The organism is Caballeronia sp. LZ024, assembly GCF_031451455.1.
Lineage (GTDB): Bacteria > Pseudomonadota > Gammaproteobacteria > Burkholderiales > Burkholderiaceae > Caballeronia > Caballeronia telluris.
The window spans coordinates 90,520-105,985 of record NZ_JARUXL010000003.1; the positions used below are offsets into that span (position 1 = coordinate 90,520).

Here is a 15,466-nt window from a genome sequence, read left to right on the forward strand (position 1 = left end):
TGCGCGCGCTCGCGTCGTTACCCATGCGAGGATGTCGCAGCAACGTCGAGCCTTGTCGGGGAGCGGGAGTTCATGGTAACAGCGTTGATGTTCCAAATTGCTCAGTGGCGAAACCGGCTGCTTCGAGCTCATCCGGATCATCTGCGAATAGCCAAAGGAGCCGCGCGCATTTCCGCATTCGTGTTGGTCGGAAAATGCGCCGGTGCTTTAAAGGAAATCGCAATCGCATACCAGTACGGCATCAGCAATGTCGTCGATGCCTATCAGTTCACCGTCACGCTCGTGACCTGGTTGCCGGGCACGGTGCTGGCGGTGCTGAGTGTGGTGCTGGTGCCGGCCTTCGTCGATTTGCGCAAGAAGAGCAAGGAGCAGCAGGTGCAGTTCGTCGGCGAACTGCAGGCGGCGGCGCTCGTGACCGGCGTGATCTTTGCGATTGCGCTTTATCTCTTCTGGCCTCTGCTCATGGACACCATGGGCGGGACGTTCGCGGCGTCGACCCGAGAGATGTGTCGCCAATTGATGCTGGGCATGGCACCGACGGGCGTCCTCATGTTGGCGGCGAGCGTCTACGCGGCGCGGCTGCAGGCGCGTGAGAGGCACATCAATACGCTGCTCGAAGGCGTACCTGCCGCAGCGATCCTGTGCTGCGTCCTGTTAGCGGGCAACGGCGGATCGGTCGTCCCGCTGATCATAGGAACAGTGATCGGACTTGCGGTGCAGGCTCTCTGGCTGGGTGCGCTTGCTCGAAACGCGGACGGCGTTCATGGCGGCCTTAAGCTTTCCTTCCGATCGCCCGAATGGATTCGCACGTTCGGCGCGGTGAGAACCCTGATGATCGGGCAAATTGCGCTGTGCTTCTGCGCGCCGCTCGACCAGTATTTCATGGCGCACCTGGGCGAGGGCGCGAACGGTACGCTTGGCTATGCAAATCGCGTGCTTGCCTTGTTGCTCGGCATGGGAGCGATGGCCGCAGCGCGGGCAACGTTGCCTATCCTCTCGGACATATTGCATCAAGGCGACCATGAGCGCGCCCGCAGAACCGCATTGACGTGGTCATTCGTGGCGCTTGGGGTGGGCATCGTATGCGTCGCCGTATCGTGGGTCGCCGCGCCGAGAGTGATCGCCTTGCTGTTCCAGCGCGGTGCCTTCACACCGGACGACACGATTGCAGTCGCGCGCGTATTTCGCTGGGGCCTGCTGCAACTGCCGTTTTACTTCGCGGTGCTCGTGTGCTCGCAGATGCTTGCGAGCGAGGGGCGCTTCAGCGTCATGGCGAAGATCGCGGTAGCGGGCTTCATTGTGAAAGCCGTTGGCAATTGTCTTCTCGTGCCGAGGTTAGGCATACCCGGCGCTCAGCTATCCACCGCGATCATGTATGCCAGCACGTTCGTCGTGTGCATGGTGCTCTTGCGCATGCGGCCCGACGCTCATGAAGGGGCGACTCCCGACTGACGCTTCGCGCACATTCGTGCCCCGAAGCGCCGCGGCATTGCGGGTTCAATGATCTGTCACGAGAACAACTATCCGATGAACATCGTCCTCGTAGTGAATTCGATGGAAAGCGGCGGTGCAGAGCGCGTCGCGTCGACGCTCGCCAACTCATGGGCGGAGCGGGGCGACTCCGTGACGTTGGTTGCGACGTTCAGCGGGCGCGGCAACTGTTTTTATCCGGTGTCCGACAAGGTCCGGTTGGTCTATCTGGCCGACCTCGTCGGTCGCAAAGGACGTGGGCCGCTAACGCTGCTAAAGCGTCTCGTCACGCTGAGAGCGTTGCTTCGCGATTCGAGAGCGGACGTTATCGTCTCGCTGCTGACCAACGTGAACATTGTCACGATCGTTTCATCCCGCGGACTTGGTATTCCTGTCATCGCATGCGAGCACAACGATCCCTCGGCGGACGGACGTTCGATGCTCTGGAAGGTGTTGTGCCGGATCGTCTATCCGAAAGCAAAAGTGTTGACGTTCCTTTCGGAGAATATTGCGGCGCCGTTTCGGAAGTGGCTTCCCGGCGAGCAGCGCCTCGCCGTAATACCCAATCCGGTCGCGAATGAAATCTTTCGGGAGCACCGCCCGGCAGCGTCGCCCGGAGCGCGCAAACGCCTTATATCCGTGGGACGGTTGCATACGCAGAAACAATACGATTTGCTGATCAAGACATTCGCGTCGCTCGCCAGCGATTTCTCGGACTGGGACCTGTGGATCTGGGGCGAAGGACCGGAACGCAGCGAACTCACCAAGCTGATCCACGAACTGTCCTTGACGGATCGCGTCTTCCTGCCGGGCCGGACCAGCACGCCTTGGCGGGAAATGGCGGCGGCCAATGTCTTTGTGCTCTCGTCTCGTTTCGAAGGGATGCCGATGGCTTTAATGGAAGGAATGGCGCTTGGGCTGCCCGCCGTCGCGTTCGACTGCCGCAGCGGTCCAAGGGAGCTGATGCGCGGCGGTGAGGACGGGTTGCTGATCCCTCCGGACGATGCGCATGCCATGGCGGCCGCACTGCGCCGGTTGCTATCGGATGAACGCTTGCGCGCCGAACTCGGCGAGAAGGGCGCGACATCGATCCGCGAGCGCTATTCGGTCCCATCCGTGTTGAGTATCTGGGACAGGATTTTCACGGAAATCCGCGTGCGTTGAGACGCGTTATCGGGTATCGGGCGCGGCCGAGCACAGGCTAGTCCGACCCTTGCTGCAGCCAGTGCACACAGTGCCATCAGGAAGAGCGCAAATGATCAAGCAAAAAGTCATTCTCCTTGCGAATACCGATTGGTATCTCTACAACTTTCGTCTTGCGCTTGCAAACAAGTTGCGAGACAACGGTTACGAGGTCATCCTCGTTTCCCCTGAGGGAAAGTATGGCGCCAAGCTGCAAGAACTGGGTTTCAGATGGCATGTCATGCCGATGAACCGCCGCAGCGTGAATCCGTGGCGAGAAGCCAGTCTCGTCCTTTGGCTCGCGCGTTTCTTTCAGAGGGAGAAGCCGGCGCTCGTGCACGGTTTCACCATTAAGGGCGCTGTGTACGGCTCGCTTGCGGGAAAGCTAGCGGGCGTGCCGATCCGGATCAATGCGGTGGATGGCATGGGATACGTATTCACCAGTCAGGAATTGCGTGCGCGCCTGCTTCGCCCGCTGGTCAGACTCGTCATGCGTTCTGCATTCAACGGTCGCAGAACGGCCATCATCCTGCAGAACTCCGACGACATCGCGCTCTTCAAGCAGGCGGGCTTAGCGGACGAGCGATCGATACGTCTCATCAAGGGCGCGGGGGTCAATTGCTTGCGCTATATTCCGCGTCCCCCGGCCGACGCCGGCCAGCGCGCCCCGCTGCGCATCCTGCTTGCCGCCCGGCTGATCTGGGAGAAGGGTATTGCCGAGTATGTCGAAGCCGCGCGTCGCTTGAAGGGAGAGAGCCGCTCGGTGAAGTTCTTCCTCGCCGGTGCGCCGGACGAAGGCAATCCCGCCGCTGTCGACAAGTCGCTAATAGAAGGCTGGGTTCGCGAGGGACTCGTCGAATGGCTCGGTCACGTGAGCGACATGCCCGGCTTGTTGTCGACGATGGACGTCGTCGTCTTGCCGAGCTACTACCGGGAAGGCCTGCCGACTACCTTGATCGAGGGCGCGGCGTGCGCCCTCCCGCTCATCACGACGGATGCTCCTGGTTGCAGGGAGGTCGTCAGTCGCAATGGCGACGACGGCATTTTGATCCCTGCTCGCGACAGCAGCGCGCTCGCCGATGCGATTCGGCTACTGGACGATGACCGCGCGCTCGGCATAAAGCTGGGCCTCGCCGCGAGGAAAAAGGTCTTGAGCGAATTCGACGAGAACATCGTGCTTGGGAAGACGCTGGCGGTCTATCGAGAACTCGGCGCTCACGCGAACTGAACACTCGGTCGACGCGTGGTGCGCCTCGGTATGTGTTGTGTTTCTCTCCTTAGACCGACTCCGACTAACTGTTTTTTACCCGGGCCAACCGTTCATGAGAATAGTCCACATCACTTCGGGGCTTAGCGTGGGCGGGGCGGAAATGATGCTGTACCGCCTCATCAAGACATCCCAGCGTGAGGGCGTTCAGCACACGGTGATCTCGTTATCGTCGGTTGACATGCTAGGAGATCGAATCAGGGCGCTGGGCGTCGAGGTCAAGATTCTGGGCATGTCCCGCAGTGCGCCCAATCCCTTCCTGCTCTTCAAACTCGTGCAATGGATCCTGGCTTATCGTCCGGACGTCGTGCAAACCTGGATGTATCACGCCGATCTGTTCGGCGGGATCGCCGCCTGCATGGCACGATGGATCGTCAGGTGGCGCGGCGTCGACGCTAAACGCCTGACGCTCGCATGGGGCGTGCATCAGACCGAATTTCCGCCCTTTAGCGCAAACAAAAAACTAGCGCTGATTGCAAAAACATGCGCCGTGCTTTCACGATATGTTCCGGATTTGATCGTGTGCTGCGCAGAGGCGGCCAAACGTACTCACAGCGCAGGAGGCTACTGCGCACCGCGCATGCAGGTCATCCTGAACGGCTTTGATCTGGAACTCTTCAGGCCGCAGGCGCGCCAGCGCGATCCCTTGCGAGCACTTCTTGGCGTGGCTGCCGATACGCCTATCGTCGGCATAGTGGGGCGCGTCGATCCGGCCAAGGACCATGAAAATTTCATCGCGGCGATCGGCAAGACATCTCGCGCATTCCCGCATTGCCACTATGTGATGATAGGAAAAGGGCTCGATGCGACAAACGTCGAGCTCACATCGCTGATTCGCAAGGCGAAGGTGGCGGACGTGTGTCATCTTCTTGGCGCGCGGGACGATGTTCATCGACTGATCCCGTTCTTCGATATCTTTTGCCTTTCTTCCCGTAGCGAGGGACTGCCGACGGTTGTCGGCGAGGCGATGGCTTGCGGCGTTCCATGCGTGGCGACCGACGTGGGCGATACCGCGACGCTGATCGGCGCGACGGGAAAGCTCGTTGCCAAGGAGGACGCCGATGCGCTGGCGTCGGGACTGATCGCATTGCTCGGCCTGAGCGATGAAGCTCGCCTCGAGCTCGGCATGAAGGCGCGTCAGCGCATGCAAACACATTTCTCGATCGACACGAGCTGGCGGACTTATGAAAGCGCGTACGAGCGTGTGCGCCGCTTATTTAAAACCAAGTCTGCGATGCAAGGTCATTCAACTGGCGAGTATTAGATCGAGGCTTTAAGTCGGGTCACGATCATTTTGATGTCCATGGCTCCATTGAGGAATGGACGAATAAATAGACTCGACGCGCGTGGCATTATCAGTGGGGCATGGTTAATCAATAATCGAATTGCGCATTTATAGAAACAAAATTAATTCGAAATTCGAACGACTGTGACGCAGATTGAACACAATCTGCGCAGCGTTGATTCGAATCACGATTATTTCAAGCGGTAATCGTCCGTTACATCGGCCCCTCCGTGCGGCCGTTCTCCTCCGTCCCGCTACACTCCCCGCAACTCCGAAATAATCAGACGAAATATCAAATCTGGCCGATTCACCGTCGGCCGGATCGTATATTCTTCTGATGTTTTCATCCCTCGATTTACCCCTGAATTCGTGCATCTACACGCAAACCGAGCACTCACTATCAATGATGCGTTGGTAAATAGTACTGATGCCTAGTTTGCGATTCGGAAAAATTTTCTAAGGTCAAGTACTCATACAAACCGTTTCGAAGTGTTACAAAGATCATACGTTACTACAATTGAGAGCGGTTATTCTCGGGCTTCGTTGCAAAGTGTCACGCGCAAACGTTTGAGCGCCATTTCTTCATACAAGTAATGAGGACAGCTTTGTTTTTTCGGCCTTAACGAGTCTTGTTTTTATCATGCGCATTCATCTGCTTAATTCCCTCTATAGCTCAATCCTTCCATCCCGTTCCTCAAAAAGCACTGGTCTTTTGTCGGTAGGTCTGGCGCTCGCTGCCAGTCTCACGCTCTCCGCGTGCGGCGGCGACAGCGGCGCAAGCGACGCAGCCGACGCAACGGTTAAAGCGACGAAAGCCGCTGCGACCTCCACTCAGCCCTTTACGGCACCAACTCTTGTTAATCCGATCAATCCGCAACAATACGGCGCAAAATGCGACGGCGTGACGGACGACTCCAAAGCCTTTCAGGCCGCAGTCAATGCCGGAGACGTAAAAGTCCCCGCTGCAAAGACGTGCTTGATCAATAAGACCGTCAATATCACGACCAGCTATAGACATATCGAATGTGGCGCTGGCGCTGTTATCAAACAGACGAACCCGTATGCGGGAAATATCTTCCGTGTGTTTTCACCTTCGGGCGCATCGCTTAGCGGCGACAGCATTGTGAACTGCACATTTATCGGTGCCAATTCGGTAGCGCCGAAGTACTACAACAATGACGACCGTCACTGGAACATTGCCGTCCAGACGGGCGATCGCGTCAGCAACTTCTTCCTCGCCGGAAACACGTTCAAGCAGTTCTTTGGACAAACAGCCTTCCAGACCTACGGTACGGTGGACGGCGGTAGCGGCGACCGCGTCGAATACAACACGTTCCAGAGCTGTGGCTACTATGGTCCGGCGTTCGTTGCGCACCGAAACGGCTACATGGGTCACAACAAGCTGATCGATTGCGCAATGGGAGTGGAGAACGACAACGCCAAGCAGAATACCGGCGGAAACATCATCGAATACAACACCCTGACTGCCGTCCACGGTTATGGCGCGCCGGACATGAACAATTCGGTCATGTTGACGGGCGGCGTTGCTGGCAACGCGAACTATTCGACGAACATCGTGCGTAACAACACGGTTTCTGGTGTCAGCGATTCCGCGGCGTTCCAACGCCCGGGTCTGCCCAGCGCGATCTGGCAACGTGCGACGGCCGGTGCAGCGCAGTATCAGAACAACACCTGCACGTCGGGCTGCCAGACGTATCGGTAATCGGGCGACCTACAGCGCGGTGAGAAGCAATCGTTCCTGATCCTTTTGCACCGCGCGCCTTGAGAGAAAACGAAAGTTGTCGGCGCATCTACGCTAATCAAGCGTGATGCGCCGTTTTTTATGTCTGCGTGCTTTGCGCGTGCGGCAGTTTACTCGTCGTCAGTCGGCACTTCTGTTTCGAGCCGAACTTCGGCCACGCCGATGACCTTGCCCTTCGGCGCGTTGTTGCCGCTCACGCGGACCAGCGTGACGACCATCTGCGCCGTGGCCGGTACACCGAGATTCGCGAGCACTTCGTTGGCGCGGAACTTGATTTCGCTACCGCCGTGATGTGTTGCCCCCGCGATCTCGAACGGGCCAAGCGTGCCCAGAAAGTACTTCGACAGATTGGTATCCGGAAGCGGTCCGGCCGGCAAGTTCAGATACACGTTATAAAAGTAGCCGCCTTTCTTGCCCAATCCGGTGACGGACAAGCCATCCATTACGACATTGATCACCGTCGCCGACGAAGGGGCCGCTTCCGTCGTCGCCGCTGCTGCGGGTGCTGCCGCCACCAGTCCTCTTAGCCTCGTGGTGTCGGCCGCCTGCACAGGCAACGCGATGCTCACCGAGTTCTCGGCAATGTTGAGGTTCTTGACGCCTCCGAGCGAGCGCCGGTTGGCGGCGATCGATTTGGCCGGCGAGGTCGTGAGCGCAGTCAGCGGCGGCCGGCTCACGAGCGGAGCAACCTGAGCCTGAACACGCACGATGCGGCCAGCATCGGCCTGCGGAGGCAAGGTGGTCGGGCGGGTAAGATTCGAATAGTCATAGCCGAGGCCCGTCGTATCATATGTTTGCGTCCTGGCGATAGTGAGGTTCGAAGCGTAAGTGAAGCTTCCATTCCAGTATCGGTTGTTCCGCGCAGGCATGGTGCCGCCGGTAAGCGACCACGCGCGCCAGAGACGGTCGATGTTCGAGTGATGCAGGTAAAAGATTGGATCCATCGGCGAAACCATGTCGGCCATGTAGCCGCCGATCAAGTCATGCACCGGATTGTGCGGCGCATCTTCAAGCGAAGCCTCGAACGAGTTCGCCGTGCCGCGCTGGAAGTTTTTGACGGTCTTTGCAAAAGGGGCCAGCGACAGCGCGTTGTAGACATTCGTGCCAGTACGAGACACGTAGAGCGGATTGCCGCTTGCAAGATCGGTGAAGTCGCTTGGAATGTTCGGATTGGCGTAATAGTCCCAATAGGGCAGCGTCAATTTGTTGTCACCGGACACGCTCCGCAACTGTTGCTCGAAGTAGTAGATATAGCCGCGATGCCAGGCGAGAAAATAGGGGATGCCATGCGGGCAATAATTGACATGGGCGTTGACCCAGAATTGCCACGACGCCGGCGAGTTCGCGTTGGTATTCGCTCTCATGATGCGCACGGCATTCAGGAAGGACGCGAAGTGCACAGTCGTTTTGAAATCTTGCCATTCAAGCCGCTTGACGGTTGCTGCCTCTGAAGTGATCGGAAGAGTCAGCATTGCCACTGCGGCGGCCGATTCCTTTAGGAAGTCCCGCCGGCCGTTCTTGGTTAGTGTCATGGAGCCCCCAAGGAGGAGATGTCCTTTTCAGGTTGAGTCAGCAATTCATCGCTGGCGCAGAACGCGTTGGCATTTCTTTTGATTCGTCTTACGCCAATTCGAATCGTAAGCCCGGGAAGATCAAGTAAGGGATCGGCCGAAAGGCAAACGTTTGCTGATGGCCGGGGAATCTGCTTTAGAAGAGACTCGAGGTCACATCAACCCAGGGTGGTGACAGCGTATCCACATTCACTTGAGCGCTATGTGCGCATGGACACATTCAACCATTAGTTTGAACGCTATAAAGACTCGTCTTGCTTACGCTTTCGACCATCCTACAAAGAGCAGATGGTTCAGGTAACGTGCGAGCATAAGCGGCCGTTCCATCGATGCTTGTCTCTGAGTCCGTGTCGTTCGAAGGGAGCCTTCGCCGATGCGTCGATGTGCAAACGTCTGCAGTATCGAAGGCGATGCCCGTTTGTGTATGAAAACGCTCAACCCAGTCGCATACCAGCCGTAAGTTCAATGGGGCATTCCATGAATACGACGACGATCTCGAGCTTCAAGACGCGGGTCAAGCGCAAGATAAAGTGGCCGTTGATCGCCGCTGTCGCAGCATTGCCCGACTGGGCGCAAACGCTGTTGTTCGTACCGGTGATTCGTCGCCTCGGCGAACGCATTCCTGTGTTGCGTGTGGTGTATAGCGGATGCTATCGCACGCATCCCATCGACCGGAAGCTCGGCACCGATACAGGCGGAATCTATCCGCCGGAGTCGCTCAGCGGCACGGGCGTTGGAGCGGGAAACCTGCCCTATATGGGATCGCAACCGAGCATCGTGCGTCGCGCACTGGAGCAGGTCGGGGACGTCCGAGGGCGGACGTTCATCGACATTGGCTGCGGCAAGGGACGGCCGATGATCGTTGCCACCGAGTTTCCCTTTGAAGCGGTCCTCGGCTACGATCTCGCCGCGCCGCTGGTCGAGATCGCGAACAGCAACGCAGCGATCGTGGCGCGCCGGTTTCCCCAGAGAACACCGATGCGCGCATTCGTGGAGAATGCGCTCGAACTCAAGTTCTCGAAGGGCAGGCTCGTCATCTTCCTGTTCAATCCGTTCGGCGCCGCGCTCATGACGACGCTCCTGCACAACCTCGAGAAGGGGCTCGCGGACGGCACCATCGAAGAAATGACGGTGGTCTATATCTATCCTGTCTGCGCGCATGTGTTCGATCAATCGAAGATGCTGACGAGGCAATTCGCCGTTTCCATGCCTTACGCCTCGGACGAGATCGGTTACGGCACCGAAGCGCAACAGGACGTGATCATCTGGAACAGTGTTCGGCAGGGGTAAATGCGAAACCCGTCGGATGTCGTGCGCGGCGCAATACGACTTGCCGCGCACGATATATAAAACGCTAAAGACCGTGGCGACAAACCCGGCACCGGTGGATTAAGCTGCGCCGCGCGTCGAACTTGGCTTCGGTTGGGGCCGCCGCTTCCCTTCATCGCCACACTTTGACCCCGTGCGACCGCCTCGGACTGCAACGCGCCGCAGGCCAACACCCAGTTTCCCCTCTTTCAAAACCCTGCCTGCCCGCTCCACAATTCAGGAACGCGGCGCCCGATCGACCTCGCCATCGGCCAGAACAAGCGCCAAAAGAAGTTAAACAAGTTCGACGGAAGCCGCTTCGGGTATATCCCGAGACGCCGCCGCAAACGCTCTCCGGCAAAGCGACAAAGCCCCGCGAAGCCTTGTTTGACGGCCCAGGAGACACGGCGCATTTGCTTGACAGCAGCTTACGCGGTTAGCTATTTTCTGAGGTTTCAGAAGTACAAGAATGCCGGCGTAAGAATCGACCGGTCGCCTATCAAACGAAAAGAGTGAGGAGACACCATGAAGTTGCGTTCAACGTTGTCAGTCAGGATGGCGGCGCTGTGCGTCGCGATGAGCGCAGTGATGGCGACGTCCGCGCGTGCGGCGGACCCCGTGTCGATCAATGTCGTCGATGTCGCGGGTAACCTTCAATTGACGCAAAAGGCCTTCGAGGCGTTCAAGGCGAAGAACCCGAATCTCGTCGCCAACATCACGTTCACGAATGCGCCCGCGCCGCAATTGCCCGGCAAGATCAAGGCGATGCAGGCCGCGGGCCGCTCGGACATCGATCTCGTGCTGACGGGCACCGATGCGCTCGCCGCCGGTATCCAGCAGGGGCTTTGGGAAAAGCTTCTGCCCGACCAGTCCGCCGCGTTCCCCGGCGTGCTCGACAAGTACGCGCCCGGTCCGCGCAAGATGCAGGACGTGGCACAAGGCTACGGGCTGGAAGTGACCTACATGCCGGCCGGGCCGCTGCTCGAATACAACCCGGCGAAGGTTACGGACGTGCCGAAGACGCCCGACCAGCTGCTCGCGTGGTGCAAGGCGCATCCGAACAAGCTGATCTACGCGCGTCCGGCTAATTCCGGGCCGGGCCGCACGTTCCTGATGGGCCTGCCGTATGTCCTCGGCGACAAGGACCCGACCGATCCGGTCAATGGCTGGGACAAGACCTGGGCGTTCCTCAAGCAATTGAACGACTGCGTTCCGTACTACCCGGGCGGCACGTCGGCGGTCATGAAGGAACTGGGCGAAGGCACGCGCGACATGACCGTCACCGTGACGGGCTGGGACATCAACCCGCGCGCGCTCGGTATCGTGCCGGCGGAGTTCAAGGTGCAGGCCTTCGACAACATGACCTGGGTGAACGACGCCCACTACATGGTGATCCCGAAGGGCGTGCCGAAGGAAAAGCTCGATGTGCTCTACAAGCTGATGAACTTCATGCTCGAACCGGCCCAGCAGGCGATGACCTATGACGATGGCTATTTCTATCCGGGCCCGGCGGTGAAGAACGTGCCGATCGAATCGGCGCCTGCGAAGAGCCAGGAAGTGATCCAGAAGTTCGGCCGCCCCGAGTACGCGAAGCTGCTCGCGGACCGTCCGCACGTCGTGCCGCTCAACGCCGCCGCAATGGTCGCCGCGTTCCAGAAATGGGACCGCGAGATCGGCGCACAAAAGACCAAGTAAAGGCGCCGGAGCATCACACACGCGCGGGCGGCTGTCGTCTCGACCAAAGTGGGGCGACAGCCGCCCGCGTCATCAGGAAAATGTCATGAAGCATTCTTTTGAACAGTTGCGCCTCGACTCCGTGTCGCGCAGCTTCACCAACGCCGAAGGCCAGCAACTCGCGGCGTTGCGCGGACTCGACCTCGACATCCGCCGCGGCGAGTTCATCGCGCTGCTTGGTCCGTCGGGCTGCGGCAAGTCGACCGCGCTCAACTGCATCGCCGGATTGCAGCCGCTGACAGGCGGCGGCATCTGGCTCGACAGCGATCGTATCGACGTGTTGCCGCCCGAGAAGCGCGGCTTCGGCATGGTGTTCCAGAACTACGCGCTCTTTCCGCACATGTCGGTGCTGGAGAATGTCGGCTTCGGATTGAAGATGCGCGGCGTGCCGAAAGCGGAAGCCGTGAAGCGCGCCAAAGCCGCCTTGCAACTCGTGCAACTGATCGGGCACGACGCCAAACTACCTGGCCAGCTTTCGGGCGGTCAGCAGCAGCGCGTCGCGATCGCGCGCGCGATCGTGATCGAGCCGCCGCTCGTGCTGATGGACGAACCGCTCTCGAATCTCGACACCAAGCTGCGCATCGAGATGCGCGCGGAGATTCGCCGTATCCACGGCAAGCTCGAACGCGCGACCATCTACGTGACGCACGATCAGGACGAGGCGCTGTCGATGGCCGATCGCATCGTCGTGATGAGGGAGGGCGTCGTGCAGCAGGTCGCGCCGCCGAAAGAAGTCTATTCGCGGCCGAAGAACCTGCACGTCGCGCGCTTCATGGGCTTTCGCAATGTCGCGAGCTTCACGCTCGAAGGCACGCAGGGCGAGGGCGTCGCGGTGACGGCCAACGGTGTGCGCCTGATCGGCACGCCGATGGAAGGTTTCAACAGCAAGAGCGTGAGCGTCGCGCTGCGTCCCGAGGACATGGAACGCGCCGCGCCGGGCACCGAGAACGCTTTCGACGCGCAAGTCGAAACCGTCGAATACGGCGGCCGCGATTCGCTGATCCGCGTGATTAGCGCGTTCGGAAAACTGTGGGCGCGTCTGCCGGGCGAATTCGCCGAAGGCGAGCGCGTCACGCTGCGGGTCGAGCCGTCGCGCACGCTCGTCTACGACGGAGAAGCGCAATGAGCACAGTTGCGCTGCCTGTCCGGCGCGATCCGAAGGGCTGGCTCGTCACGCCGGCGCTCTTCTTCATCGTCGCGCTCTTCATCTATCCGTTCGCCTACGGGCTCGTGCTGTCGTTCACGCCGATGAACGGCGGCGGCGTGCTCGCCAACTACATCACGTTCTTCACCGACACCGCGATGTGGCCGACGATCCTCGTCACGCTCAAGCTCGCCGTGCCCGCGACGCTGATCAACGTGGGCGTGTCGGTGCCGGTCGCGTTCGCGCTGCGGCGCAATTCGCCGTACCAGAAGTTCGTGACGACGCTGCTCGTGATTCCGGTGACGCTCGGCACGGTGCTGATCGCCGACGGCATGCTCACGTACTTCGGCCCGAACGGCTGGTTCCCGCAGGCGTTGCAGGGGTTGCATCTCTATACCGACGAAGTCCGCCTCACGCACAACTACTGGGGCGTGCTGATCTCGCTGATCGTGTCGGGCTTTCCGTTCGCGTTCCTGCTGACGCTCTCCTACGTCACCGGCATCGACCCGACGCTCGCGCGCGCGGCCGCCACGCTCGGCGCGAATCCGTGGCAGCAGTTCCGCCAGATCTACCTGCCGCTCCTGCTGCCCGGCCTCACGATGACCGCGTGTCTGTCGTTCGTGCAGGCGTTCTCGGTGTTTCCGTCGGCGGTGCTGCTCGGCGCGCCGGCGGGTCCCACGCGCGTCATATCGATCGCCGCCGCCGAAGCCGCGTTCGAAAGCTACGACTATTCGCTTGCCTCGACGATCGCGATCATCATGGGCTTCGTGCAACTGCTGGTCGTCGGCGCGATGCTCGGCGCGCGGCGCTTCTTCTATACCGGTCCGGTGACGGGAGGCAAGGGTTAATGGCAACCGATCATCACGCGGCGCCCGCGTTGCAGGGCGTGCCCGACGCGGCGCCCGGCAACGGCGCCAAACCCGGCCGAAATCAGCACGCGAGTGTCGCGGACCGGCTGTGGAAAGCGTTCGTCTGGTTCACGATGGGCTTTTTCCTGCTCAACGTGCTGCTTCTGATCGCCACCGTCGCGGTCAATTCGATCGCCACACGCTGGTTCGGCACGCCGTTGCCGCAGGGCTTCACGCTGCACTGGTACGCGCAGGCATGGACCGACTTCCAGTTGACGAGTGTCCTCTGGGTGACGATTCAGGTCGTCGGCGCGGTGGTGATTCTGTCGATCGTGCTCGGCGTGCCGGCCGCCTATGCGCTTGCGCGCGTGCAGTTTCCCGGCAAGCGCCTCGCGATGCTGATCTTCCTGCTGCCGCTGATGGTGCCGCCCGTCACCTACGGCATTCCGATGGCGACCGTCATGTACAAGGTCGGGCTCGCGGGCACATTGAGCGGCGTGATTCTCGCGAATCTCGTGCCCGCGCTGCCGTTCGTGATTCTCGTGATGACGCCGTTCATCGAGCAGATCGATCCGAATCTGGAGTCGGCGGCGCGCATTTTCGGCGCGAACACCGCGCGCTATTTCCGCTACGTGCTGCTGCCGCTTCTCGTGCCCGGCATGCTCGCTGCGGGGTTGCTCGTGCTGGTGCGCACCATCGGCATGTTCGAGCTGACGTTCTTTACCGCCGGACCGTCGACGCAGACGCTCGTCGTCGCGCTGTACTACGCGGTGTTCTCGACGGGCGTGCGAGCGCCGCAGTCCATCGATGCCATGGCGATGATCTATATGGCGATCACGCTCGTGTGGGTGCTGATCGCGCTGCAGTTCGTGAGCCCGACGCAGTTGGTCTCGCGCGTTAAGGAGCAGAAGCAGTGAAGATCGTTGCACTGGATGCGGCATCGCGCGTGACGATCGCCCACGGAGCGCATTCGATGGAAATCGCGCCGGCGGCGGGCGGGCGCATCACGCGCTTCTCGACGACGATGGACGATGGGCGCGTGCACGAGTGGCTCGTGCCGATCGTCGCTCAAAGCTGGCCGTGCGACGCGTGGCCGAAAGGCGGCTGCTATCCGCTCGTGCCGTTTTCGAATCGTGTGCGCGACGCGCGCTTCACGGCGCCGGACGGCACGCGCATCGCGCTCTCGACGTTTCCCGGCGCGGCTCACGCACTGCACGGCTTCGGCCAGTATGCTGCGTGGACGGTCGCGCAGCATCGCGCCGACGAAATCGTGCTGCACTACGCGCATCGCGCGGGCGACGAGGGCTGGCCGTGGGCGTTCGAAGCCACCCAGACCTTCACGCTGAACGATTCGGGCGCGCGGCTCGCGATGCGCGTCGTGAACCGCTCCGCGCAACCGATGCCGCTTGGCTTCGGTTTTCATCCGTATTTTGGCGCGCAGTCGGCGGAACTCGACACGCAAGTGTTGTGGCGTCACGAAGAAGAAATCGCGATCGAGCCGACGCCCGGCGTGCCGACGCGGCATCACGAACGCGAAGAAGCGGGCTACACGCGCTATCTCGGCGGCTGGGACGGACATGCGACGCTGCACTACTCAGGCGGACCGACGCTCGCTCTGAAGGCGTCGGAAGCGCTATCGCACGCCGTCGTGCATTGCCCGGCGGGTGCGGGCTATCTGTGCGTCGAGCCGGTCTCGCACGTGAGCGACGGCTTCAACCTGCATGCGAAGGGACTGTCCGGCACGGGCGTCGAGTTCATCGAGCCAGGTAGTGAAAGACAGGCGTGGCTCGCGCTGGAAACCGGCGTCCGCCCGGACGCGCACGGCGACGGCGCCGACGCGTAGCCGCTTCGACCGTATTGGCACGCGACGCGCGCGCCGGCATGACGCCCCGCAC

12 protein-coding genes are annotated in these 15,466 nt (G+C 60.5%); 11 read left to right on the top strand and 1 reads right to left on the bottom strand.

Annotated elements, in window-relative coordinates:
• The first annotated feature begins 72 nt into the window (after positions 1-72).
• From murJ to QCE48_RS18355, 5 genes are all read left to right on the top strand, one after another.
• Positions 73-1,452 carry a lipid II flippase MurJ gene (gene murJ, locus QCE48_RS18335; RefSeq protein WP_309784301.1) on the top strand — a complete coding sequence of 460 codons (1,380 nt, stop codon included), beginning with the start codon at positions 73-75 and terminating at the stop codon, positions 1,450-1,452.
• A gap of 75 nt (positions 1,453-1,527) precedes the next feature.
• A complete protein-coding gene (locus QCE48_RS18340; RefSeq protein ID WP_309784302.1) occupies positions 1,528-2,634 on the top strand; it encodes a glycosyltransferase family 4 protein in 1,107 nt (368 codons plus the stop codon).
• Between the two features lie 91 nt (positions 2,635-2,725).
• Positions 2,726-3,880, top strand: coding sequence for a glycosyltransferase family 4 protein (locus tag QCE48_RS18345; protein ID WP_309784303.1), 1,155 nt, complete (start codon positions 2,726-2,728; stop codon positions 3,878-3,880).
• 94 nt (positions 3,881-3,974) lie between these two features.
• A complete protein-coding gene (locus QCE48_RS18350) occupies positions 3,975-5,183 on the top strand; it encodes a glycosyltransferase (protein WP_309784304.1) in 1,209 nt (402 codons plus the stop codon).
• A 661-nt stretch (positions 5,184-5,844) separates the two neighbouring features.
• Positions 5,845-6,927 carry a hypothetical protein gene (locus QCE48_RS18355; RefSeq protein WP_309784305.1) on the top strand — a complete coding sequence of 361 codons (1,083 nt, stop codon included), beginning with the start codon at positions 5,845-5,847 and terminating at the stop codon, positions 6,925-6,927.
• A 149-nt stretch (positions 6,928-7,076) separates the two neighbouring features.
• Here QCE48_RS18355 and QCE48_RS18360 read toward each other — a convergent pair whose 3' ends face one another.
• A complete protein-coding gene (locus QCE48_RS18360) occupies positions 7,077-8,498 on the bottom strand; it encodes a tyrosinase family protein (RefSeq protein WP_309784306.1) in 1,422 nt (473 codons plus the stop codon).
• 459 nt (positions 8,499-8,957) lie between these two features.
• Here QCE48_RS18360 and QCE48_RS18365 point away from each other — a divergent pair, with 459 nt between their 5' ends.
• From QCE48_RS18365 to QCE48_RS18390, 6 genes are all read left to right on the top strand, one after another.
• Entirely contained in the window at positions 8,958-9,827 is an 870-nt protein-coding gene (locus QCE48_RS18365) for a class I SAM-dependent methyltransferase (RefSeq protein ID WP_309784307.1), read from the top strand.
• A gap of 573 nt (positions 9,828-10,400) precedes the next feature.
• Complete coding sequence (locus QCE48_RS18370; RefSeq protein WP_404982622.1) at positions 10,401-11,540, top strand: ABC transporter substrate-binding protein; 1,140 nt, start codon at positions 10,401-10,403, stop codon at positions 11,538-11,540.
• An 85-nt stretch (positions 11,541-11,625) separates the two neighbouring features.
• Positions 11,626-12,705 (top strand): ABC transporter ATP-binding protein, encoded by a 1,080-nt coding sequence (locus QCE48_RS18375; protein ID WP_309784309.1) that lies wholly within the window; start codon positions 11,626-11,628, stop codon positions 12,703-12,705.
• Entirely contained in the window at positions 12,702-13,571 is an 870-nt protein-coding gene (locus tag QCE48_RS18380; protein WP_087629921.1) for an ABC transporter permease, read from the top strand. The genes QCE48_RS18375 and QCE48_RS18380 overlap by 4 nt, the downstream gene beginning before the upstream one ends.
• Complete coding sequence (locus QCE48_RS18385; protein WP_309784311.1) at positions 13,571-14,488, top strand: ABC transporter permease; 918 nt, start codon at positions 13,571-13,573, stop codon at positions 14,486-14,488. The genes QCE48_RS18380 and QCE48_RS18385 overlap by 1 nt, the downstream gene beginning before the upstream one ends.
• On the top strand, positions 14,485-15,414 hold the full coding sequence (locus QCE48_RS18390) for an aldose epimerase (RefSeq protein ID WP_309784312.1): 930 nt from the start codon (positions 14,485-14,487) through the stop codon (positions 15,412-15,414). The genes QCE48_RS18385 and QCE48_RS18390 overlap by 4 nt, the downstream gene beginning before the upstream one ends.
• Positions 15,415-15,466 lie beyond the last annotated feature (52 nt).